This window comes from Pseudomonas sp. GW822-FHT03F04, assembly GCF_058801405.1.
Genome location: NZ_JBXANF010000003.1, coordinates 59,350 through 83,253, shown reverse-complemented (window position 1 = coordinate 83,253; position 23,904 = coordinate 59,350). Strand labels below are relative to the sequence as shown.

General features: G+C 61.7%; 19 protein-coding genes. 7 read left to right on the top strand and 12 right to left on the bottom strand.

Annotation, left to right across the window (positions count from 1 at the left end):
* Positions 1–12 precede the first annotated feature (12 nt).
* Positions 13–723, top strand: a complete 711-nt coding sequence (locus AC1RMX_RS07090) for a hypothetical protein (protein ID WP_493071243.1) — start codon at positions 13–15, stop codon at positions 721–723.
* Here AC1RMX_RS07090 and AC1RMX_RS07085 read toward each other — a convergent pair whose 3' ends face one another.
* From AC1RMX_RS07085 to gcbA, 12 genes are all read right to left on the bottom strand, one after another.
* A complete protein-coding gene (locus AC1RMX_RS07085) occupies positions 724–3,501 on the bottom strand; it encodes a hybrid sensor histidine kinase/response regulator (protein ID WP_493071241.1) in 2,778 nt (925 codons plus the stop codon). It lies immediately after the preceding gene.
* Positions 3,502–3,603: 102 nt separating this feature from the next.
* Positions 3,604–4,896, bottom strand: coding sequence for a phosphoribosylamine--glycine ligase (gene purD / locus AC1RMX_RS07080; RefSeq protein WP_096819744.1), 1,293 nt, complete (start codon positions 4,894–4,896; stop codon positions 3,604–3,606).
* Between the two features lie 189 nt (positions 4,897–5,085).
* Entirely contained in the window at positions 5,086–6,693 is a 1,608-nt protein-coding gene (purH, locus tag AC1RMX_RS07075) for a bifunctional phosphoribosylaminoimidazolecarboxamide formyltransferase/IMP cyclohydrolase (protein ID WP_102620083.1), read from the bottom strand.
* 82 nt (positions 6,694–6,775) lie between these two features.
* On the bottom strand, positions 6,776–7,096 hold the full coding sequence (fis, locus tag AC1RMX_RS07070; RefSeq protein WP_003186237.1) for a DNA-binding transcriptional regulator Fis: 321 nt from the start codon (positions 7,094–7,096) through the stop codon (positions 6,776–6,778).
* Positions 7,093–8,103 carry a tRNA dihydrouridine synthase DusB gene (gene dusB, locus AC1RMX_RS07065; protein ID WP_085732733.1) on the bottom strand — a complete coding sequence of 337 codons (1,011 nt, stop codon included), beginning with the start codon at positions 8,101–8,103 and terminating at the stop codon, positions 7,093–7,095. The genes fis and dusB overlap by 4 nt, the downstream gene beginning before the upstream one ends.
* A 185-nt stretch (positions 8,104–8,288) precedes the next feature.
* Positions 8,289–9,560: a DUF3426 domain-containing protein gene (locus AC1RMX_RS07060; protein WP_493071238.1), complete on the bottom strand. Its 1,272-nt coding sequence runs from the start codon at positions 9,558–9,560 to the stop codon at positions 8,289–8,291.
* Between the two features lie 30 nt (positions 9,561–9,590).
* Positions 9,591–10,469: a 50S ribosomal protein L11 methyltransferase gene (gene prmA, locus AC1RMX_RS07055; RefSeq protein WP_493071236.1), complete on the bottom strand. Its 879-nt coding sequence runs from the start codon at positions 10,467–10,469 to the stop codon at positions 9,591–9,593.
* A gap of 166 nt (positions 10,470–10,635) precedes the next feature.
* Positions 10,636–11,994 carry an acetyl-CoA carboxylase biotin carboxylase subunit gene (gene accC, locus AC1RMX_RS07050; protein ID WP_096819741.1) on the bottom strand — a complete coding sequence of 453 codons (1,359 nt, stop codon included), beginning with the start codon at positions 11,992–11,994 and terminating at the stop codon, positions 10,636–10,638.
* Positions 11,995–12,011: 17 nt separating this feature from the next.
* The gene (gene accB, locus AC1RMX_RS07045; RefSeq protein WP_096819740.1) at positions 12,012–12,476 is read right to left on the bottom strand and encodes an acetyl-CoA carboxylase biotin carboxyl carrier protein; all 465 of its coding nucleotides are present in this window, start codon (positions 12,474–12,476) and stop codon (positions 12,012–12,014) included.
* A gap of 24 nt (positions 12,477–12,500) precedes the next feature.
* Positions 12,501–12,956, bottom strand: coding sequence for a type II 3-dehydroquinate dehydratase (aroQ, locus tag AC1RMX_RS07040; protein WP_096819739.1), 456 nt, complete (start codon positions 12,954–12,956; stop codon positions 12,501–12,503).
* 175 nt (positions 12,957–13,131) lie between these two features.
* The gene (locus AC1RMX_RS07035) at positions 13,132–14,175 is read right to left on the bottom strand and encodes a methyl-accepting chemotaxis protein (RefSeq protein ID WP_492574049.1); all 1,044 of its coding nucleotides are present in this window, start codon (positions 14,173–14,175) and stop codon (positions 13,132–13,134) included.
* A gap of 954 nt (positions 14,176–15,129) precedes the next feature.
* Positions 15,130–16,800, bottom strand: coding sequence for a diguanylate cyclase GcbA (gcbA, locus tag AC1RMX_RS07030; RefSeq protein WP_096819737.1), 1,671 nt, complete (start codon positions 16,798–16,800; stop codon positions 15,130–15,132).
* Between the two features lie 416 nt (positions 16,801–17,216).
* Between gcbA and AC1RMX_RS07025 the strand changes: the two genes are divergently transcribed.
* The 6 genes from AC1RMX_RS07025 (at position 17,217) to AC1RMX_RS07000 (ending at position 23,904) form a co-directional block, all read left to right on the top strand.
* Positions 17,217–18,284 carry a DUF2333 family protein gene (locus AC1RMX_RS07025; RefSeq protein ID WP_096819736.1) on the top strand — a complete coding sequence of 356 codons (1,068 nt, stop codon included), beginning with the start codon at positions 17,217–17,219 and terminating at the stop codon, positions 18,282–18,284.
* Positions 18,285–18,287: 3 nt separating this feature from the next.
* Positions 18,288–18,845, top strand: coding sequence for an NUDIX hydrolase (locus AC1RMX_RS07020; RefSeq protein ID WP_102620079.1), 558 nt, complete (start codon positions 18,288–18,290; stop codon positions 18,843–18,845).
* A gap of 187 nt (positions 18,846–19,032) precedes the next feature.
* Positions 19,033–19,404, top strand: coding sequence for a translation initiation factor Sui1 (locus AC1RMX_RS07015; protein ID WP_096819734.1), 372 nt, complete (start codon positions 19,033–19,035; stop codon positions 19,402–19,404).
* Between the two features lie 219 nt (positions 19,405–19,623).
* Positions 19,624–21,537 (top strand): arginine decarboxylase, encoded by a 1,914-nt coding sequence (gene speA / locus AC1RMX_RS07010; RefSeq protein ID WP_493071234.1) that lies wholly within the window; start codon positions 19,624–19,626, stop codon positions 21,535–21,537.
* A 232-nt stretch (positions 21,538–21,769) separates the two neighbouring features.
* Entirely contained in the window at positions 21,770–23,113 is a 1,344-nt protein-coding gene (locus AC1RMX_RS07005) for a type VI secretion system Vgr family protein (protein ID WP_493071232.1), read from the top strand.
* Complete coding sequence (locus AC1RMX_RS07000) at positions 23,110–23,904, top strand: DUF4123 domain-containing protein (protein WP_493071230.1); 795 nt, start codon at positions 23,110–23,112, stop codon at positions 23,902–23,904. The genes AC1RMX_RS07005 and AC1RMX_RS07000 overlap by 4 nt, the downstream gene beginning before the upstream one ends.

Here is a 23,904-nt window from a genome sequence, read left to right as displayed (position 1 = left end):
CTGGAGGTATGGATGAATATGCAATACTCGGTTTATGCCAATGCAGGAGCATTGGTTTTGCTACCTTCAGGAATGTCTGCCCAGGAACAGCAAGATGTTCAGCACTCCGTCTTGTTTGCACAATTGGCAGCCACCCGGAAATGGCTTCAATCCGGCCAGGTCGAATGGTATTCAATCTGGCAGCAAGTTTTGAAAGACAGTTGGTTGCAACGGAAAGTGGCATGGGACACCTTCACCCCGCCACTGGACGCCATGGCGTCGGCCATGGACTGGATGACCCTGCTGCTGGAGAAGTCGCTCGATGATGTCGATGCCCGTGAATGGCTGCCGGTACTGCAAGACATTGCCGGGTTGCCGGCGGCAGATCCACTGATCGGGTTTCTTCGGGAGAGGATCCAGCAACCTGTACTGGCACCGGAGGACAAGGCCGGGCCGGTTGACCTGCTTCGTTTTCTGGTCGTCGTTGCGCAACCGGGCCCTCGTCTGAGTGCGGTGTATATCACCCTGAAGTCTTCAGAGGGCGGTACAGTCAATCCGTTTTCCAGGGTCTTCACATCGGCTGATGTGCAGGGCGTCGTCGAGCAAAAGTTTTTCCAGGCGGATATGTCTGCCGTACTGCAGGAGCGGATCCGAGGCGTGCTGGAAAAGCGCCTGGAGCCGTTCGCTGAGCTGATCCGGCAAATGCCCGGGAAGCCAGAGGTAGAGGCTGGCATCCAGCGCTGATCAAGACGTCCGTGCGGTGCTGCGGTTTTGCTGATCACGCTGGGCCACCCAGTGCTCGATCAGCTCGCGCAGTTGCGACAGCTCCACCGGTTTGGCCATGTGCCCGTCCATGCCAGCCTGGCGCGCACGCTCCTTGTGTTCGGCGAGGATGTGCGCGGTCAGCGCGACGATCGGCGTACGGATGCGCTGATTGCCGACTTCCCAGGCTCGCAGTTGCTGGGTGGCGGAGAAACCATCGAGGATCGGCATTTCGCAGTCCATCAGAACCAGGTCGTACCGCTGGGCCTTCATCGCCTGCAAGGCTTCTTCGCCATTGCTGGCGGTGTCCGGTTGCAGATTGAGCTTGCCGAGCATGCCACGGATCACTTTGGTGGAAATCGTGTTGTCTTCGGCGACAAGAATGCGGAAATCGCTCGGGACCTTGACTGCCGTGGCCGGGCCGGTTGCTTGAGGCTGGAACACCGCCTGGCCACGGTTGCGCTGGTTCAGTTCGTCGGCCAGCGTAGTCTTGAGGGTATAGCCGGCCACCGGTTTGGCCAGGATGCGTTTGATCCCCGAATTTCGCGCGATGATCTTGCTCGGCGCATTGCTGATGCCGGTGAGCATGATCAGCAGGATGTCGTGGTTCAGGCTTGGGTCTTCCTTGATCTTGGCCGCCAGTTGCATGCCGGTCATGCCGGGCATGTTCTGGTCCAGCAAGACCACGTCGAAGTAATCACGCAAATGCGCCTTGGTGCGCAACAGGGCCAGCGCTTCCTTGCCTGACGGTACCGCGCTGACGTTCAGGCCCCAGGCGCTGCACTGTTGCACCAGCACTTTGCGGCAGGTGTCGTTGTCGTCGACCACCAGTACCCGCGCGCCTTGCAGCGGACTGTCGAGATCGGAGGTCGGATGCTCCAGACGATCGGGGTCCAGCGGCAGGGTCAGCCACAGCGTGCTGCCCTGGCTGGCGCCGCTCTTGATGCCGAACTCGCCCTGCATCAGGCGAATCAGTTGCCGTGCGATCACCAGCCCGAGATTGCCGCCCAGCCGGTTGGCCGACAGGAAGTGCTTGCTGTGCAGCTCGGCGTGCATCAACGCATCACGCTCTTCCTGGTCCATCGGCTGACCGCTGTCCTGCACGGCAATACGCAGGCGCGGTTTGGTGCTGCGCTCATCGAGGGCAACCACCACCAGCACTTCGCCTTCTTCGGTTTTCTTCAGGGCGTTTTCCAGCAGGCTCAGCAGCGTCTGGCGCAGACGCGTCGGGTCGCCGCTGATGACCCGTGGCACCTGCGGCTGGATGAAGCTGATCAGTTCGACGTTCTGCTGTTCGGCCTTGGCGCGGTAGATGCTCAGGCAATCGTCGATCAGGGCGTTGAGGTCGAACTGCACGTCGTCCAGCTCGATCTGCCCGGATTCGAGGCGGGAGATGTCGAGGATCTCGTTGATCAGGGTCAGCAGTTCGTTGCCGGCGCTGTGGATGGTCTGCACATAGTCGCGTTGCTTGACCGACAACGGCGTGCCGAGCAGCAATTCGGTCATGCCCAGCACACCGTTCATCGGCGTGCGGATCTCGTGGCTGATCTTGGCGAGGAATTCGGCCTTGGCATTGATCTCGGCGTTGCTCGCGGCGAGGTCGCGGCTGATGCTGAAGCGGCTTTCGGTGATGCTGCGCTGGCGCTCGCCGAGGGCAATGCTCATCAGCAGGCCACTGATGCAGATGAAGCCCATCAGGGTCATGATCAGGCCTTGCGGCGCCACCAGGGTCAGCCCCAGCAAGGCCGGGAGGATGATCAGCGTGCCGATGTTGAACACCACCATCGCGGCGACGAACAAGCGGGCAGGGCGGTAGCCTTTCTGCCAGTGATAGAACGCCACCAGCAACATGCTCAGCCCGGCCAGGGCCACCAGCGCGTAAGTGATGATGTTCAGCGGCAGGGTGTTGACGAACAACAGCAGCAGGCTGCAGATCACGATGAACAGGATGTCGCCCAGCAGCAGTTTGTTCAGCGGGTGCGGGCCAAGCGGGGCGAAGAAGCGGTAGGCGAACATCAGGCCGGCCGGCGCGGTCAGCAACAGGGCCAGATAGGCGCCGGGGGTCTGGATCGCGTGCCAGTTCGGCAGCCAAGGACCGGCGAGGTTGAGCAGCAGCAACAGGCTCAGGCTCAGCAGCGCTTCACAGACTGCCAGCCACAGGCTGCTGCGCGAGCGGGTGTAGGCGTAGCGGATCAGGTTGTGCAGGATCAGCATCGCCAGGCAGCCGAACAGCAAGCCGTAGATCAGCGTCTGGTTATGATTGGCCGCGCCCATCACCGCCGATTGCAGGGTGATGTACGGACGTAACTGGTGGTCGGAGACCATTCGCAGGTAGATGTCGAGGGACTTGTCGCTTTGCGGCAGCGGCAGCAGAAAGTCGCTGCTCGGCAGGGGGCGCTCGGCCTGGGCCTGGACGGTGCCGGTTTCCCGTTGCTCGATCAGTCTGTCGCCATCGAGCACGTACAGATTGAGGTGCGACAGGTCGGGAGCGAAGATGCGCAGCACTTGTTCGTGCTTGCCGGGCGCCAGTCTGAAGCGCAGCCATAACGCGCCATCGGGTTCGGCCGCGGTGAGGCGGTCAAGCTCGATAGGGCTGAATTGATTGGTGTAGCGGGCGGAGCGGATGTCGCTCAGCTGGAGGTTGCCCTGATCGTCGAGCAATACCGACCAGCCACTGCCTTGCGCGGCCTGGGCCGGGAGCATGCAGAGCAAGGTCAACAGTGTGACGGTGAAGCCTATGGCAATCCTGAGCCAGCGCACGGCGAAATCCCTTCGTAGGTTGATGCCAGAATATAACGATGCGCAGCGTCGGAACAGTCCGGCAAGGACCAAGGGCCCTTGCCGGAAACACAGCGTAGCTTATTACCGGGTTTCGCCGCGTTCACGGGCAATGGCGCGGTAGCCAATGTCGGTGCGGTAGAAGCAGCCTTCCCAGTCGATGGCCTTGGCCAGTTTGTAGGCCTGCTCCTGGGCAGCACCCACGCTGGCGCCCATGGCAGTAGCGCACAGCACCCGACCACCGGCCGTCACGACGTTACCGTCCTTGAGCGCGGTGCCGGCGTGGAAGACCTTGCCTTCCAGGCTCGCTGCCGCGTCCAGACCGTTGATCGTCGCGCCCTTGGCGTAGTCGCCCGGGTAACCGCCAGCGGCCAGCACGATGCCGACGCTCGGACGTGGATCCCACTGCGCTTCGACTTTATCCAGGGCCTGGGCCAGTGCCGCTTCGACCAGTAACACCAGGCTCGACTGCAGACGCAGCATCACCGGTTGGGTTTCCGGATCGCCGAAACGGCAGTTGAACTCGATGACCTTCGGATTGCCGGCCTTGTCGATCATCAGACCGGCGTACAGGAAACCGGTGTAGACGTTGCCTTCTTCGGCCATGCCGCGCACGGTCGGCCAGATCACCAGATCCATCACGCGCTGGTGCACGTCGGCGGTGACCACCGGGGCAGGGGAGTAGGCACCCATGCCGCCGGTGTTCGGGCCGCTGTCGCCGTCGCCGACGCGTTTATGGTCCTGGCTGGTGGCCATCGGCAGGACGTTCTTGCCGTCGACCATGACGATGAAGCTGGCTTCTTCGCCGTCGAGGAATTCTTCGATGACGACGCGCGAACCAGCGTCGCCAAAGGCGTTGCCGGCGAGCATGTCGCGCACGGCGTCTTCGGCTTCGGCCAGGGTCATGGCGACGATCACGCCTTTACCGGCGGCCAGGCCGTCGGCCTTGATCACGATCGGCGCACCTTTTTCACGCAGGTAAGCCAGGGCTGGCTCGATCTCGGTGAAGTTCTGGTAGTCGGCGGTCGGGATCTTGTGGCGTGCCAGGAAATCCTTGGTGAAGGCTTTCGAGCCTTCCAGCTGCGCAGCACCGGCGGTCGGACCGAAGCAGTCCAGGCCACGGGAGCGGAACAGATCGACGACGCCGGCAACCAGCGGCACTTCCGGACCGACGATGGTCAGGGAAACGTTCTTCTCGGCGAAGTCGGCCAGTTGCTCGAGGGCCAGTACGTCGATGGCGACGTTTTCGCACTTGGCTTCAATCGCGGTGCCGGCGTTGCCCGGTGCGACGAAAACCTTCTGCACACGCGGATCCTGAGCCACTTTCCAGGCCAGGGCGTGTTCGCGGCCACCGCTGCCAATGATCAAAACATTCATTTCAAAAACCTCGGATGACGCTAATTCTGTTTTGGAACCTGAAGCGCTTCACGCTCCAGGAGGTCGCAATGAAGCCGGTAGATGCAAGGCGGAGTCGACCTCGGTGAGCGGAGTTGCCTTTTGGCAATGAGCATCATCGAGGTCGGCTCCAACGCAGCAGATGCCGGCTTCAGTGCGGCCGTTGTCTGATTAGTGACGGAAGTGGCGCATGCCGGTGAATACCATCGCGATACCGGCTTCGTCAGCAGCAGCAATCACTTCAGCATCGCGCATCGAACCGCCTGGCTGGATCACTGCAGTGATACCCACCTTGGCCGCATTGTCCAGACCGTCGCGGAACGGGAAGAACGCATCGGATGCCATCACCGAACCGGCGACTTGCAGACCGGCGTGTTCAGCCTTGATCGCGGCAATACGTGCCGAGTTCACGCGGCTCATCTGGCCGGCGCCGACACCGATGGTCTGACGGTTCTTGGCGTAGACGATGGCGTTGGATTTAACGTACTTGGCCACTTTCCAGGCGAAGATCAGGTCGTGGATTTCCTGTTCGGTCGGTGCGCGCTTGGTCACCACTTTCAGGTCGTCGGCGCCGATCATGCCGATGTCACGGCTCTGAACCAGCAGGCCGCCGTTGACGCGCTTGTAGTCCCAGGCAGCAGCGCGGTCAGCCGACCAGTCGCCGCAGGCCAGCAGGCGCACATTGGCCTTGGCAGCAACGATGGCGCGGGCTTCTTCGCTGACGCTCGGGGCGATGATCACTTCAACGAACTGACGCTCGACGATCGCCTTGGCGGTCTCGGCATCCAGTTCACGGTTGAAGGCGATGATGCCGCCGAACGCCGACTCGGTGTCGGTGGCGTAGGCCAGTTCGTAGGCCTGACGGATGCCGCCTTCGGCGTCCGGGCTCACGGCCACGCCGCACGGGTTGGCGTGCTTGACGATCACGCAGGCTGGTTTGACGAAGCTCTTCACGCACTCCAGCGCGGCGTCGGTGTCGGCCACGTTGTTGTACGACAGCTCTTTGCCTTGCAGCTGGGTGGCGGTAGCGATGCCGACTTCGGCCGGCTTGGCTTCCACGTAGAACGCCGCGCTCTGGTGCGGGTTCTCGCCGTAGCGCATTTCCTGGGCCTTGATGAACTGGCTGTTGAAGGTGCGCGGGAATTCGCTGCGACCTTCGGTGCTCAGGGTCTCGGCAGCCTGGTTCACGGTGCCCATGTAGTTGGCGATCATGCCGTCGTAGGCGGCGGTGTGTTCGAACGCCTTGAGCATCAGGTCGAAACGCTGAGCGTAGGTCAGGCCGCCGGCCTTGAGGTTTTCCAGGACGTTGGCGTAATCGCTGGCATTCACCACGATGGCCACGTCTTTATGGTTTTTCGCGGCCGAACGGACCATGGTCGGGCCGCCGATGTCGATGTTTTCGATGGCGGTCGGCAGGTCGCAGCCTGGTTTGCTGATGGTGGCTTCGAACGGGTACAGGTTGACGGCTACCAGATCGATCGGCTTGATGCCGTGCTCGTTCATGATCGCGTCATCGATACCGCGACGACCGAGGATCCCGCCGTGGATTTTCGGGTGCAGGGTTTTCACCCGCCCGTCCATCATCTCTGCGAAACCGGTGTAATCCGCGACTTCCACTGCGGCCACGCCGTTGTCCTGCAGCAGTTTGAAGGTCCCGCCGGTGGAAAGGATTTCCACGCCCAGGGCTTCCAGCTCCCTGGCGAATTCGAGGATCCCGGTCTTGTCGGAAACACTGATCAAGGCGCGGCGGATCGGCAGGCGGGTAGTCTGGTCGGTCATCTCAATTTCCATCAAAAGCAAGGGAAGTCAGCAAAAAAGGCGACCGGTTTTACGCGGGCGCCTTTCTGGTTTGATTGAATGCTTACAGCAGATCGTACTGCTTGAGTTTCTTGCGCAGCGTGCCGCGGTTGAGTCCGAGCAGCTCGCTGGCCTTGGTCTGGTTGCCCTTGACGTAGTTCATCACGCTTTCGAGCAGGGGAGCCTCGACTTCGGAGAGCACCAGGTTGTACACGTCCGTGACGGCTGCGCCCTCAAGGTGGGCGAAATAATTGTGCAGCGCCTTCTCGACACTCCCGCGAAGGGTCTGGCCTTCTTCGCTCGGTGTATTGAGGTGCTGTTTCAAATTCACGTTGTCGCTCACGGGTGTTGTTCCACTCACTAAAGTCTCGGTCATCATCGTCATGCGGCCACCCCTTCTCCGTCCCCTGTCAGGCTCTTGTAACGTTCGGCGAAGAACTCCCGAACGTTGGCGCATTGTGTTTCCGTACCATCCAAACGATTGAAACGGGCGCGAAACTCCTTGGCGCCCGGCAAGGTTGCGAGATACCAGCCCACATGCTTTCGGGCAATGCGTACACCCATCACGTCCCCATAAAAGGCGTGGAGGGCAGCCAGATGCTCAAGCAGAATGCGTTCCACCTCGATCAGCTCCGGCGCCGGCAGTTTTTCGCCGGTACGCAGGAAGTGTTCGATCTCACGAAAAATCCATGGCCGCCCCTGGGCGGCCCGGCCGATCAACAGGCCATCGGCACCGGTCGCGTCGAGCACGTAGCGGGCCTTTTCCGGCGATACGATGTCGCCGTTGGCAAAGACCGGAATCGACACCGCCTGCTTGATCGCGGCAATGGTGTCGTACTCGGCTTCGCCGGTGTACAGGTCGGCGCGGGTGCGGCCATGCACCGCCAGCGCCGTGATCCCGGCCTGCTCGGCGATCTTCGCCACGGTCAGGCCGTTCTTGTTGTCGCGATCCCATCCAGTGCGGATCTTCAGGGTCACCGGCACATCAACCGCAGCCACCACGGCGTGCAGGATCTCGGTAACCAGTGCTTCATCCTTCAACAACGCGGAGCCGGCAGCCTTGTTGCAGACTTTTTTTGCCGGGCAACCCATGTTGATGTCGATAATCTGTGCGCCCAGTTCGACGTTGGCCCGGGCCGCATCCGCCAGCATCTGCGCGTCGCCACCGGCAATCTGTACCGAGCGTGGCTCGGGATCGCCTTCGTGGATCATGCGCATGCGCGACTTGCGGGTATTCCACAGGCTCATGTCACTGGTGACCATTTCCGAGACTACAAGCCCTGCGCCCAATCGCTTGCACAACTGACGAAAGGGCTGGTCGGTGACACCCGCCATGGGGGCGAGGATCAAGCCGTTCTGCAATGTATATGGGCCGATGCGTACCGCCGACATAGGACTTCCCTGAAGTGGGGCCGGATCATGAGAGTTCGAAAAAGGGTTGGCATGATACCCGCTCTCGATGACTGGATAAAGGCTGAATTGAACAAAATCTGAACAGTTATTCTGTTATTACCGCCGGTTTGGTCGGTCGATGCCCAGTCAGAAAACTGCCGTCAAACCCGGAGCGGTGAAGCGTTTCACTCGGGCGAGTGGAAACTCAGGCTGTAGTTCACCGCTTTCGGCCCCGGGTCGAGGATGTCGAGGGCGATGTGGATCGGCGTCTGCGGCGGCATCTCCGCCATGCCTTCAAGGTCGCCGTTGAGGTATTCGCCGGGTTTGAAGCGACGGCTGGCGATCAGGTGGCCGTTGAGGTCGGCGAAGCGCAACTCCAGCAGCGGAAACGGTTGCGAGAAGGGCGCGCGGTTATAGATGATCGCGTCCACCACCAGCGCTCCGCTGAATTCCGGATGGCTGCGCACTACCAGGTTGCTGCTCTTGATCTTGGCGATGTCGACCTTGGACGGCACCGTGCAGCCGATCTGCGGGCACAGTTGCTGGAACCACGGGCGGTATTGATCCTGGCGGGCCAGCTCATCGAAATGATAGGCGATGTACTGACCGGCGAGGGCGCTGGCGGCCAGCAGGATCAACAACAGCCAGAGCAGGCGTCGGCCCCAGGGCGAACGGCGTTTCTGCCAGTCCAGTTGCAGCGGATCGTCGGTCAGGTCCTGCAGCACTTCGGCACGTACGCCGGGCTCGCTGCGTTCGCGCTTTTTGCGCGGAGGCTCGACCGGTGTCAGGTCGTCGTCCGTCTCGTCACTGGCCGACAGGCGTTCGTGGCGCGCGGAATGATCGATCGGGTCGTGCAGGCGCAGTTGCGGGATGGGCGGCTCGTCATCGAGGTCCACCGGCTCCAGTGACAACGAAGGTTCGGTGCGTTCCTGCTTCACCGGTTCGAGGTCGACGGCTTCGGTTTCATGCTCGGGTTCGCTGATCCGTTCGTCCGCCGGTTCGCTGAACAGGCTGTCCGACCACGGCTCGTCTTCCGGCTCATGGCTGTCGCGTCGAGCGCTGAGAGACTCTTCGCGCGGGCGGCCGAATTCGGTGGTCGGCTGGATTTCCCGCTGCTCGAGGCGGGCCAGTTCCTGATCCAGGTCCAGGCTGTCCAGATCCAGCTCGGCGGCGCTCCACTGCTTCTGGCTGATGGTGCGCGGCTCAGGCGGTTCGATTGGCTCGGGTGGTCTGGCGACGACCGGTGCTTCGGTGATCGGTGCCGGTTCGACGATGGCTGGCGCTACCGGCGTGACTGCTTCCTTGCCTGCGCGTTGTTCGAGCAACTGCTTGGCTGCGTTGAACACTTGCAGGCAGGAGCCGCAACGAACCACCCCGCGGGCCACGCTCAATTGAGTGTGGCTGACGCGGAAACTGGTTTGGCAATGCGGGCACTGGGTGACGAAGCTGTCGGTCATGCGGCGATCCGGATTGAGCAGGCGGTCATTCTAGCGCCGACGGCCGGTGATGCGCACCCAGCCATCGCGATTGGCGATCGGGTCGAGATCGAAGTCCTGCGCGTAGGCGGCGGCGACTTCTTCACCTTGTTCGGCGAGGATCCCGGACAGTGCGAGACGCCCGCCGGACTTGACCAGGCCGGACAGTTGCGGCGCCAGGGAAACCAGCGGACCGGCCAGAATATTGGCCACCAGCACGTCGGCTTTGATCTGCGGCAGATCCTCCGGCAGATACAGCGGGAACAGCTCGTCGGCAATGCCGTTGCGACCGGCGTTGTCGCGGGACGCTTCCAGCGCCTGCACGTCGATGTCGGTGCCGACGGCTTCTTTCGCGCCCAGAAGCAGCGCGGCGATGGCCAGAATTCCCGAGCCACAGCCGAAGTCCAGCACGTTGCAGTCTTTCAGATCCTGACCGTCCAGCCATTCCAGGCACAGGGCCGTGGTCGGGTGGGTGCCGGTGCCGAATGCCAGGCCCGGATCCAGCAGCAGGTTGACTGCGTCAGGTTGTGGCGCGGCGTGCCAGCTCGGCACGATCCACAGGCGCTGGCCGAATTGCATCGGCTGGAAACCGTCCATCCAGCTGCGTTCCCAGTCCTGGTCTTCGATCACTTCGCTGTGATGCTCGGGCAGCGGGCTGCCGGTCAGCAGTTCCAGATGGGCCAGTACCGGCGCCGCTTCGGTGCCGCCCTCGAACAGGGCCAGCAGGTGGGTGTGCGCCCACAGCGGGGTGGTATTGAGTTCCGGTTCGAAGATCGGCTGATCTTCGGCGTCCATGAAGGTCACCGAAACGGCGCCCACTTCAAGGAAAGCGTCTTCGTAGGTTTCGGCTTGTTCTGGGCTGATGGCGAGACGGACTTGCAGCCAAGGCATGGCGGGCACCTGTGAAAAAGATTGATTGCAGCCTAGCGGCCTGCGAGAAGCGCGCAAGTTTACGCGAGCGCGACGGTTTTGTGGGAGCGGGTAATGTGTGAGCAGATGAAACCTTCGGAAACAACAAAGCCGCCCGAAGGCGGCTTTGTCATGTGCGGGCTGAAGCTTAGTGCTTCTCGCCAGCCAGCTTGTGCTCGAGGTAGTGAATGTTCACGCCCCCTTTGCAGAAGCCTTCGTCGCGGGTCAGGTCACGGTGCAGCGGGATGTTGGTCTTGATCCCGTCAACCACGATTTCGTCCAGGGCATTGCGCATGCGTGCCATGGCTTCGTCGCGGGTGGCGCCGTAAGTGATCAGCTTGCCGATCAGCGAGTCGTAGTTCGGCGGAACTGCATAACCGCTGTACAGGTGCGAATCGACGCGAACGCCGTTGCCGCCTGGTGCGTGGAAATGCTTGACCGTGCCCGGGCTCGGCATGAAGGTTTTCGGGTCTTCAGCGTTGATCCGGCATTCCAGCGAGTGACCGCGGATGACCACGTCATCCTGAGTGAACGACAGCTTGTTGCCAGCGGCGATGCTGAGCATCTCCTTGACGATGTCGATACCGGTGACCATTTCCGAAACCGGGTGCTCCACCTGAACACGGGTGTTCATTTCGATGAAGTAGAAACGACCGTTCTCGTACAGGAACTCGAAGGTGCCGGCGCCACGGTAGCCGATGTCGACGCACGCCTTGACGCAGCGAGCGAGGACTTCCTTGCGGGCCTGCTCGTCGATGCCCGGTGCCGGCGCTTCTTCGAGGACCTTCTGGTGACGGCGCTGCAGCGAGCAGTCACGGTCGCCCAGGTGGATGGCGTTACCCTGGCCGTCGGACAGAACCTGCACTTCGACGTGACGCGGGTTGGTCAGGAATTTTTCCAGATAGACCATCGGGTTGCCGAACGCCGCGCCAGCTTCGGTGCGGGTCAGCTTGGCGAAGGCGATCAGGTCTTCTTCCTTGTGCACCACGCGCATGCCGCGACCACCACCGCCGCCAGCGGCTTTGATGATCACCGGGTAGCCGACTTCACGACCGATGCGCAGCGCCGTTTCTTCGTCTTCGGGCAGTGGGCCGTCGGAGCCTGGAACGGTTGGAACGCCCGCTTCGATCATCGCGTGCTTGGCCGATACCTTGTCGCCCATCAGGCGAATGGTGTCGGCTTTCGGGCCGATGAAAGCGAAACCGGAGTTCTCGACCTGCTCGGCAAAGTCGGCGTTTTCCGCGAGGAAACCGTAGCCTGGGTGAATGGCGGTAGCGCCAGTCACTTCAGCGGCCGCGATGATTGCCGGGATGTGCAGGTAAGAGTGCGCGGCAGAAGCCGGGCCGATGCAGACGGATTCGTCTGCCAGACCCAGGTGCATCAGCTCTTTGTCGGCCTTGGAGTAAACGGCGACGGTCTTGATGCCCATCTCTTTGCAGGCACGCAGAATCCGCAGGGCGATCTCACCGCGGTTAGCGATCAGAACTTTTTCCAACTTCGCAGTCATCAAAGGCTCTCCGCAGTTCAAACGATGGTGAACAGCGGTTGGTCGTACTCAACCGGCTGGCCGTCTTCGACGAGGATGGACTCGATCACACCGCTGGTTTCAGCTTCGATGTGGTTCATCATCTTCATGGCTTCAACGATGCACAGGGTGTCGCCTTTCTTCACGGTCTGGCCGACTTCAACGAAGGACGGCGAGGTTGGCGAAGATTTGCGATAGAAGGTGCCGACCATCGGCGAACGGGCAACGGTGCCGTTCAGCGCTGGAGCAGCAGCGGCAGCCGGAGCGGCGGCAGCGACTGGAGCGGCAGCGGCAACAGGTGCAGCGGCCGGAGCCTGCATCGGAGCCGGTGCGTAGTACTGCTGCGCCGGGGTCTTGCTGTGGCGGCTGATGCGTACGGACTCTTCGCCTTCCTTGATCTCGAGCTCGTCGATGCCGGACTCTTCCAGCAATTCGATCAGTTTCTTAACTTTACGGATATCCATGAATCATCAACTCCCAAGGGTCGGTCAGGGGCGTATAGCTTGTTGTTCAAGCTGCTCTAGTGCAGCCTCCAGGGCCAGTCGATAACCGCTGGCGCCAAGGCCGCAGATCACTCCCACCGCTACGTCGGAGAAGTAAGAGTGATGGCGGAAAGGTTCGCGTTTGTGCACGTTGGACAAATGCACTTCGATGAATGGGATGCTCACCGCCAGCAGCGCGTCACGTAATGCGACACTTGTGTGTGTAAAAGCTGCTGGGTTGATCAGAATGAAGTCCACACCTTCGCCGCGTGCGGCGTGGATGCGGTCGATCAATTCGTACTCGGCGTTGCTTTGCAGGTACAGCAGGTGATGGCCGGCTTCACGGGCGCGGCGTTCCAGGTCCTGATTGATCTGCGCCAGGGTCGTCGACCCGTAGGTCCCGGGTTCGCGGGTGCCGAGCAGGTTCAGGTTGGGGCCGTGCAGCACCAGTAGCGTTGCCATCTGCGTGTTCCTTGTTATGGGTGAGCCTTCGTCAGAACCCGGCGACTATGCCGCAAAGACTTTGTGACTGTCCAGTTCTCTGCAATAGCCAGCACGATCTCCGATGTTTGCGCGAAATATGTGACTGAGTGATCAGATCCGGTCATTCGCACCGCCAAACCCCGCAGAGTTGCGATCAGACGCGGAAAGCCTGAACCGCTGTATGCAGTTGCCCACCCAATACCAGCAGATTCTCCCCCTGTTCGCGTCCTTCGCCGATGCGCAGCAAGTTATCCCCACCCAATTGGTGAATCCGTTCGCTGTGATCGCGGATTTCGCTGACCGCGCCACTTTGCTGCGCGGTGACATCGGCGATGCGCACAGCCGTGTCGGAAATGGTCTGGATTGCGCCGACGATCTTGTCCAGCGCGCCGTCCGCCGATTGCGCCTGATTGGCTGTGGCTTCGGCGTGTTCAACCTGAGCGCGCATGCCTTCGACCGATTGTCGGGCCGCAGTTTGCAGGCCGGCGATCAAGGTTTGGATTTCTGCGGTGGCGCCGGCGGTGCGTTGCGCCAGTGAGCGGACTTCCTCGGCCACCACGGCAAAGCCGCGGCCCATTTCCCCGGCGCGGGCGGCTTCGATCGCTGCGTTCAGCGCCAGCAGGTTGGTCTGGTCGGCAATCGAGCGAATCACCGTCAGCACGCCACCGATGGTGGCCGACTCTTCGGCCAGATGCTCGATCATCTGCGCATTGCCTTGCACTTCCTCTACCAGCGCATGCAATCCGGTGAGGCTCAGGCCAATGACTTTTTGCCCATGCTCGACAGCCTGTCCTGCGTGACGGCTGGCGTCTGCGGCCTGACGTGCATCACCGGCCACTTGCTGGATGGTCGCTTCCAGTTCGCTCAGGGAGTCGCGGATCAGCGCTGTATCGCCGGCCTGATGCTCCGCGCCGCTGTGCAGGTCATTGCTCAGATCGGCGAGGGTGCGACTGCTGCCCGCCACTTGTTCGGCATTGCCGCGAATCGTCCCGACCAGATCCACCAGATAGGCACGCAGGCGGTTGAGCGAGGCTTCGATGTCGTGCAGTTCGCGGTTGGTTTTACCCAAGTGAATGTCTTGGCTGAAATCACCTTCGGCCCAAGTCGACAATGCGGGCGCGAGATTGGTCAGGGTGCGGGCCAGGCGTCGTTGCAGGGTGTCGATCAGCAGGGCGATCAACAGGATCAGGCCGATCATCACGCCTTGCATCAGGCGCACTTCGCTCTGGATCTGGCCGTGCTGGGCGCGCACCACTGGCTCCAGACCGGCGATGGCTTGTTGAACGGCAGCGATTTTCTGGTGGGTGGCGGTGCTGAGCTCGGTGCGTTTCTGGATCTGGTCGCGAGTGCGGGCCAGTTCTGCAGGGTAACGGCCGAGCAAGCTGTTGAGTTCGCGTTTGAGGCCGACGCCGGCATCTTCGGCGACCGCTTTTTCAGTGCTTTCAATGCCCATCATCGAGGCGAAATCGTCGCTGCCGGATTCACTGCGGGTGACCACGCCAAGCAAGGGCAGGGCATCGATCGCCTGGGCCTGGGTGCGGATGTTGGTGACTTCGCGTTCGACATCGGCAGCCAGTTCGCTGCGCCCGCTGCTGACCAGTTTGTCCCGGGCCAGCGACAACTTGCCCAGGTGTTGAGACGCCGCGAGCAGCGGCGTCAGGTAAGTCGCGTTGCCTCCGGCATAGGTGCTGAGCTGATCGAGGCTGGCGCTCAGTTCGCGCTCGGCCTGCAACAGCAACGCCTGTGGATCCCCGGCCAGTTTGCCGGCGGCGAGCAGGTCGGTCTTGCTGAATTCGTCGAGGCTCGACAGGCTCGGGCGCAGGGTATCGGCCAATGCCGGCGGCAGTTCGCCGAGCTCTTTCTGCAGGCTGTCGATGGCCTGGCTGGCGCTGCTCAGGCGCAGGGCGTCGCCGCTACCGAGGTAGTCCTCGACGTTGCGCGCGACTTCATTCTGAAATTGCTGGGACAGCCCGAGGTAGCGCTCCATCAGCAGATAAGGGCGTTCGAGGGCTTTCTGCGACCACCACAGCGTGGCGCCGAGGGCCACGCAGACGGCGACCAGCAACAGTGTGTTGAGATTGGTGAGCAACTTCAGGCGCATGACGGCTACCAACGGCAGAAATGGTAAGCGCCTGAATTTATTGCGGTTCTGTTACAGGGTTATGACCGAATCGGTGGAATCCGGTGAAAAAGTGGCACTTTGCTTTGAGTCCCGCGCGGTCTGCACCCGATTGCGGCCTTCACCCTTGGCGCGGTACAGCGCCTCGTCGGCCTGGCTCGCCATCATCAGGCTGTCGGAATCGTCGTGCATCTCCACCACCCCGGCGCTGAACGTGCACCACAGATCGTGGGGTTGGGCCGGGTAATGGATTTCGGCGAAGCGCTGGCGAATTTCGTCGAGCACTTTGTGCGCGGCTTCTATATCGGTGTCGGGCATGACGATGGCGAATTCTTCGCCGCCGTAACGGCCGATGAAATCGGTCTTGCGCAGACGCTGCTTGAGGAACAGCGCCAGACTCTTGATCACCCGGTCGCCCATGGGGTGGCCGTGGCTGTCGTTGACCCGTTTGAAGTGGTCGATGTCGAGCATCGCAAAACTCAGCGGCTTGTTTTCGCGGCGGGCGCGGAACGAGCAGTCTTCCAGTAACTGAAGAATGTGCGTGTGGTTGTACAGGCCGGTGAGGCTGTCGCGGACCATTCGCGCCTTGAGATTGCGCGCCCGTGCCGCGCGGTTGCGCACCGTGGTGATCAGGTGACGCGGCTTGATCGGTTTGGTCAGGAAGTCGTCGCCGCCCTCGCTCATGGCGTCGAGCTGCTTGTCCAGGTCGTCTTCGGCCGACAGGTAAATGATCGGCACGCTGACGTAGCGATCGTTGTGGCGGATGACCTTGGCCAGTTCGGTGCCGGTGCAGGCTGGCATGTACATGTCGAGGATGATCAGGTCCGGCTGGAAATCCGCCAGCTCGGCCATGGCCTGAATCGGCTCGATCAATGTGCGCGTGACAATCCCGGCGCTGTTGAGCAGGCGCTCGGTGTGCATCGCCTGGGCGCGGGAGTCGTCGATGATCAGCACTTTATAAGGTTCGTACTGGGCGACGCAGGTCAGGACTTCGATTTTTTCCAGCAGGCTCGAGGCTTCGAGGGTGCCGGTGAGAAACTCCTGACCACCGGCGCGCACGGCGGCGAGGCGGGTCGGGGTGTCGGTTTCATGCAAGCTGAAGAACAGCAGCGGCAACGGTTCTTCCAGACCTTGCTGGGCTTCGGCGGCGAGTTTCAGGCCGACGCCGGCGCCGCTGAAGTCCACGTCCATGACGATGGCGGCCGGCAGGCGCTCGACCATCGAGGAGCGAAACGCCGACACGCTGTCCAGCGCCTGGGCACTGAGACCAAAAAACTCAAGTTGCTTGGCCAGCCGCTCGGCGCGGTCGTGATCCTGAAGCATCACGTAGATCGGTTTGCGCAGGGGCGGCAGAAAGGTCTGGTCGAGCTGATCGCCATGGCGCAGGCCGGTGCGCGACAAACGCTGCATCAAACGGTTGAGGTCGGTGATCAGGCCACTGCTCAGGCGCCCGCGATTGGCGTCCACCGCTTCCAGCGACTGGCTGATGTGGTGGGCGAGTTGAGTGTGCTCGGGCTGTTCGAAGCGCTCGGCAAAACGCAGCAGGCGCAGGTTGGCCTCGCTCAGTTCGGCGAGGTCGGCAGTGGACCACTCACTGCGTTGCAGGCGCTGCCATATCTCAAGAATCTGACGTGCCTGATGAATTACCCGCTGGGCAAAGTGGTGCTTGAGGCGCTCACGGCTGGGGTCTTCTGGCTCGGTCATATCCTGACTACTAGTTAGGGTGCATGCTGAGATCGACTGGTGGCTCTATGCTAGCACCTCTTTCCGGTTACATGAGTGTCGTACGTCAATAATCTGCGGTGCGTCACCATTCAGTTTCCGACCGGCGGGTTTCAATCCGAACCGGATCGTCGGGAAAGTCCCCGTGAACAGGGCACTTCGTGGCGCATCGAGAACCAGCTTCTGCCGAAAGCGCGAAACGAAAACCTGAGGGTTCACGAATTTTTCCATCGGTATCGACAAGGTTTTCTCAGGGCGACGGGTATCAGGGAATCCCTTAGCGCACGACGGCAGGCCCAAAGAGTCACCCCCTGTCATTATTGACGGGTGCGGGCCAGAGGCACGTTGTTGTATGGTTGCTGTCGAACCGTTGAACCCAAGATTGAAAGGATATCGCCATGCTGGACTGGAAGAATCGCGCGGGCAGCGCGCCCGAACGTGCCGCCGAGCCGAAGTCGGCCGCGCGCAGCTATGTTGGCGGCCTGTTGTTCAGCCGCGCGCTGGCCACGCTGGTCGGTATTTATCTGTTGGTGACCATCGGCCTGGGCTGGTACTGGAGTGAAGAGCCGGCCCTGTTCCCCGTGGCGCAGAACGCACAGCTTGCCGCCGAGAAAGAAGGCAAGCAGATGGTGGTTGGCTACACCACCGTCGAAACCCTGAAGACCGTCGCCGGCACGCTGCTGAACAAGCCGGGCGGCTACATTTCCAACGACCGTTTCCCGCCGGGCCTGTGGATGGACAACATGCCGAGCTGGGAATATGGCGTGCTGGTGCAGGTGCGTGACCTGACCCGTGCCTTGCGCAAGGACTTCGCCCGCTCGCAGTCGCAATCGGCTGAAGACGCCGATCTGGCCAAGGCCGAACCGCGCTTCAACTTTGACAACAAGAGCTGGATCCTGCCGTCCAGCGAGTCGGAATACCAGGAAGGCATCAACTCCCTGAGCCGTTATCAGGCGCGCCTGTCTGACCCGACGCAAAAGAACGCGCTGTTCTACGCTCGCGCCGACAACCTGAACAACTGGCTGGGTGATGTCGGGACTCGTCTCGGTTCGCTGTCGCAACGCCTGTCGGCCAGTGTCGGCCGGGTCAAGCTCAACACCGCGCTGAAAACCGAAGTGCCGGCGGTGGGTGAAGTGCCACAGGTCGACGAGGAAATCGTCGAGACCCCGTGGATGCAGATCGACAACGTGTTCTATGAAGCCCGCGGTCAGGCCTGGGCGCTGTCGCACATGCTGCGTGCCATCGAAGTCGATTTCGCCGACGTGCTGGCGAAGAAGAACGCCACGGTCAGCGTGCGCCAGATCATTCGTGAACTGGAGGCATCCCAGGAGCCGGTGTGGAGCCCGATGATCCTCAACGGCAGCGGCTTCGGGGTGCTGGCCAACCACTCGCTGGTGATGGCCAACTACATTTCCCGGGCCAACGCCGCCGTGATCGATCTTCGTCAACTGCTCAATCAGGGCTGAGTCATGAGCGACAACGCCAGAGAGGCGGCCCACCGGGCGGCCTCGGATGCCGAACAGATCGCTTGGGTCGACGAGCAGGACAACCTGCTCGGCGCCCTGGTGCGCTCCGACTTGCGCGAGCGCGGGCTGATCGGGCGTGGCACCTACATCATGCTGTTCAACTCCGCCGGTGAACTCTGTGTCCACCGGCGGACCCTGAGCAAAGCCATTTATCCCGGCTACTGGGATGTGGCGGCGGGCGGCATGGTGCAGGCGAACGAGTCCTACGCCGAGTCGGCGGCCCGTGAGCTGGAAGAAGAGTTGGGGGTGAGCGGTGTCGAGCTGACGGCCCACGACCATTTCTACTTCGAGGACACCGGCAATCGCCTGTGGTGCTCGGCGTTCTCGGCGGTGTGGGACGGGCCGTTGATCCTGCAGCCGGAAGAAGTGCTCGAAGCGCGCTTCATTCCGGTCGCCCAGGTCATGCTGGAAATCGAGCAAAAGCCTTATTGCCCGGACTCTCTGGCAGCCTTGAAGCGCTATCTGAAGGCTCAACAAAGCAACGTCGCAAAGAACTCATAAAATGGCGCCGATTGGCACTTAGCAATCGGCGTTTTTGCCGTTACACTGCGCGACCTTTTCAAGCTGTGCCGGCCTGCTTTACAGGAGCAACCGGCACAGTAGCGCTGCCCCTGCCTGAGTGGGGCTTCGCGGTCGATAGCCTTGCCCAAGGCTGCGATCAGTCTTTGTCCTCCCAAGAGGATTGCCGGTGGCCAAAAAAGCCGCATCCTTCGCCGCCCTGGGCGGCTTGGTATTTTCCACCGACGCAGGTCGTCATTGCCCGGAATGCAGTAAGCCGGTGGACGCCTGTATCTGCAGACAAACCGTGATCCCGGCCGGCGACGGTATTGCCCGCGTGCGCCGCGAGAGCAAGGGCCGTGGCGGCAAGACGGTGACCACCATCACCGGCGTGCCCCTGGCCGAAGACGCACTCAAGGAGCTGGCGACAACGTTGAAGAAACGTTGCGGCACCGGCGGTGCGTTGAAAGACGGGATCATCGAAATCCAGGGCGATCATGTCGAGCTACTCTTGGCCGAGTTGATCAAGCACGGTTTCAAGGCGAAGAAGTCCGGCGGCTAGCAGCCTCTGTGAAAACCACCAGCGGCTTGATCCGGCTCTGATTGTCATCAGTCCCGGCGTCGTCTCCATGGTTTTCACAGAGCCTGTTCATGACCGGTTTCTAAACTCAACGCTGTCAGCGCGGTCTACCGCCCCGCTGACGAACCGTCATTTTCATTCTTTAGACTGCGCCGGCCTGCAATCAGGCGACGCACTATGACTTCTTTATAGGGGACTTCGATGTCCGTACGACGCACACGCAAAGACGATGGCAGCCAATGGACAGTTGCGGACAGCCGCAGTGTTTACGGGATTCGCCATTGGGGGGCCGGGTATTTCGCGATCAATGACGCCGGTCGCGTCGAAGTTCGTCCGAACGGCCCGAGCAGTTCACCGATCGACCTGTTCGAACAAGTCGACCAGCTGCGCAAGAGCGGTCTGTCCTTGCCGCTGCTGGTGCGTTTCCCCGACATTCTGCAAGACCGCGTCCGTCAGCTGACCGGTGCGTTCGATGCCAACATCGAGCGTCTGGAGTACCAGAGCAAGTACACCGCGCTGTACCCGATCAAGGTCAACCAGCAGGAAGCGGTGATCGAAAACATCATCGCGACCCAGAACGTCTCCATCGGTCTGGAAGCCGGCTCCAAGCCTGAGCTGCTGGCCGTGCTGGCGCTGGCACCGAAGGGCGGCACCATCGTCTGCAACGGTTACAAGGACCGCGAGTTCATTCGTCTGGCGCTGATGGGCCAGAAGCTCGGCCACAACGTGTTCATCGTGATCGAGAAAGAATCCGAAGTCGGTCTGGTGATCGAAGAAGCGGCTTCGCTGAAGGTCAAGCCACAGGTCGGCCTGCGTGTTCGCCTGTCGTCGCTGGCTTCGTCGAAGTGGGCGGACACCGGTGGCGAGAAATCCAAGTTCGGTCTGTCGGCCGCGCAACTGCTGTCCGTGGTCGAGCGATTCCGCGCCGCCGGCCTGGATCAGGGCATCCGCCTGCTGCACTTCCACATGGGTTCGCAGATCGCCAACCTGGCCGACTACCAGCACGGCTTCAAGGAAGCGATCCGTTATTACGGCGAATTGCGCAACCTGGGTCTGCCGGTCGATCACATCGACGTCGGTGGCGGTCTGGGTGTCGACTACGACGGTACCCACTCGCGCAATGCCAGTTCGATCAACTACGACATGGACGACTACGCCGGTGTCGTGGTCGGCATGCTCAAGGAATTCTGCGATGCGCAGAGCCTGCCGCATCCGAACATTTTCTCTGAAAGTGGCCGCTCGCTGACCGCACACCACGCCATGCTGGTGGTGCAAGTCACCGACGTCGAGAAGCACAACGACGACGTGCCGCAGATCGAGAACAAGGAGTCGCTGCCGGAAACCGTGCAATGGCTGGTTGATCTGCTGGGCCCGACCGACATCGAAATGGTCACCGAAACCTACTGGCGCGCCACTCACTACATGAGCGACGTGGCTGCCCAGTACGCCGATGGCAAACTGACCCTGGCCGAGAAAGCCCTGGCCGAACAGTGCTACTTCGCCGTGTGCCGTCGCCTGCACAACTCGTTGAAAGCGCGTCAGCGTTCGCACCGTCAGGTGCTGGACGAGCTCAACGACAAGCTGGCCGACAAGTACATCTGCAACTTCTCGGTGTTCCAGAGCCTGCCGGACACCTGGGCCATCGGCCAGGTGTTGCCGATTCTGCCGCTGCACCGTCTCGACGAAGAGCCGCTGCGTCGTGCTGTCCTGCAAGACCTGACCTGCGACTCCGACGGCAAGATCAAACAATACGTCGACGAGCAGAGCATCGAGACCAGTCTGCCGGTGCACGGGCTGAATGAAGGTGAGGATTACCTGCTGGGTATCTTCCTGGTGGGCGCCTATCAGGAAATTCTCGGCGACATGCACAACCTGTTCGGTGACACCGACTCGGTGAACATCTACCAGAACGCCGACGGCAGCGTGTACCACGCCGGGATCGAAACTCATGACACCATCGAAGACATGCTGCGCTATGTGCACCTGTCGCCGGAAGAGCTGATGACCCACTACCGCGACAAGTGCGCCAGTGCCCGTATCAGCGCTACCGAACGTACCCAGTTCCTCGATGCGCTGCGCCTGGGTCTGACCCGTTCCTCCTACCTGTCTTCCTGACGTCAGGTTCCGAATCCATCAGGTTGTCTGAAATTGTTCCGCACGCAGCGGAAGTTTCGGATGACCTGATGAGACTTCTCTTTTTCTGCTAGCGAATTGGCCTTCATCCTCACAAGAAAAGTGATGTTGTCTGCTTTTCGCGTAGGCCATTTCCTAATTTGTACTTCGGCTCTCTACTCGGCCATGGCTCTCGGCGAGAATCCCCGGCCGCCCCTCCTGTAGAGAATCGCCCATGTTCGATCCAGCCGACGAGTCGTCGTTTCGTCTCGATGTCACGGGTCTGTCCGCCCCGCTCGAAGTCCTGGCCTTTACCGGTTGCGAGGCGATCAGCGAGCCTTTTTCGTTCGAAATCGATCTGTTGATCGACGACCCTCATCTCGACCTTGCCGGCCTGCTGTACCGCTCGGCGCGTCTGTGCTTCGGGCCTTCGGGCAACGGCGTGCACGGACAGTTGCAGGGTCTTGTCCAGCACGAACAGGGGCATGGCGCCAGATTGTGCCGGGCACGACTGGGCCCGAAGCTGAGTTGTCTGGGCCTGCGCCATAGCCAGCGAATCTTCAGTGGCCGGTCGGTGCCGCAGATCCTCGATCAGGTGCTCAGGGAGCACGGTATCAGCGGCCATCAGCGCCGGTTCGAATTGCAGGCGGACCACCCGTCACGCAGGTTTTGCACTCAATACGGCGAATCGGACCTGCAACTGGTGCAGCGCTTGTGCGCGCAGTCGCGGATCCACTATCACTTCGAACATGGGCGCGAGAACCATTGCCTGGTGTTCGGTGACGATCCGGCGTTGCTGCCGCAAACGGGGAGGGTGAGTTTCGCGGCGCAGGGGCGTGCGCCGGCGGTGCGCCGCTGGCTGATGCGGGAGCGGGTCCGAGAGCCCGGTGATGACGCCCTGCGGACCCGAACGGCGCAGGGACACTCCGATGTGCCAACCCTGCGTTGCGGTCGGTGGCTGAGTTTGTCCCCGCGGCCGTTTGCAGAGTGCGACACCCACTGGCTGTTGACCCGTATCGAGCACCGCGCCGATCAGATGCTCGAACCCTCCTACAGCAACCGCCTCTGTGCCGGCGAGCACTTGCAGGCGTGTGAACCGGTCGTCGAACGTTCGGCATTGCGCATGGGCAGTTTGCAGCGGGCCTGGGTGGTGGCGGTCGACGAGCCGCAACCGGATCGCTCGCGGCCGGTCGCGGTGCAGTTCGACTGGCTCTATCAGGGCGAAGGGGCAAAACCCAGCCACTGCTGGCTGCCATTGGCTCCTGCGTTGGCGGATACGACGCTGACGTCATTGCGTGAAGGCGTCGAGGTGGTGGTGAGCTTTCTCGAGGGCGATCCCGAGCAACCGGTGATCAGTGGTGTTCTGCAGTCGGCGGCAACCACTGAGTGCCATGAGGATGACGAACCGCCGCCACTGCCCGACACCCTGGCGAGTGAAGGCCTGGCGCCATGGCTGAAGACGGGCGAGCCCTTGCTGCTGCTGTGTCTGATGCCGGGAGGCGGCAGTTATCACCACTGCCGGGAGTCGGTGTGCAGCTGCCGACTGGTCGCCGGGTTCAGCCCTGGCGATGGACGATGAGTGGCAAGGCGCCGGGGCAGCGTGCGCAATGGCTGTTGCTGGATGTCGGGCATGCACCGCAGGCGTTGAGCGTATTGCGTCAGGCGTTCTCCGGCGTACCGAGCCTGAAGCTGTTTGACGGCACGGAGTTTCAGCCCGTGTGCGAGCAGGGGCCGTTGTTGGTCGATCTGCGCGATTGCCCGGTGTTGTCGGCGTTGTGTCACACAGACCCACAGACCTGGTGCGGGCTGCTGCTAGGCAGCGATGCCTCGAGCGAATCACTGCGTGAACATTTGCAACGGATGCTGACGGTTTCCGTCGGCCTGAATCATCGTGCGCTGCTCAGTTACTACGACCGGCAGACCGCCAGTTACTTTTTCGACGCCTGCGATGCCCGCCAGTTGAGCCGCTGGCTCGGGCCGATCAGTTGGCTGCGCTGGTTCGGCGGCACCTGGGCCGACCGGGCGAGCGGCAGCCTGGGCTGGCAACAGCTGCGAAATCCGGGACTGGCCATCGAGCCACTGAAGATTGAACAGGGGCTTACCCATCATCAACGTGAGCGCCTGCATCGCTGCCTGCTGGAGCAACATATCTGGCGCTGGAGCCAATCGACGGGAACCGATTACCGCACGTTGTCCTCCCACGTTGAACAGGGCCTGACTTTGGGTTTCAGCGAGCGGGCCGTGCTGGACGACTGGTTGTGGCTACGCTTGCAGCATCCCCGGGCAGAACTGATGCAACCGCCACAAGGATTGACCCAGCAAGAGCGGCTCGACCATCTGCGTCGACGCTGGCAGAACGATCCGGAGTGA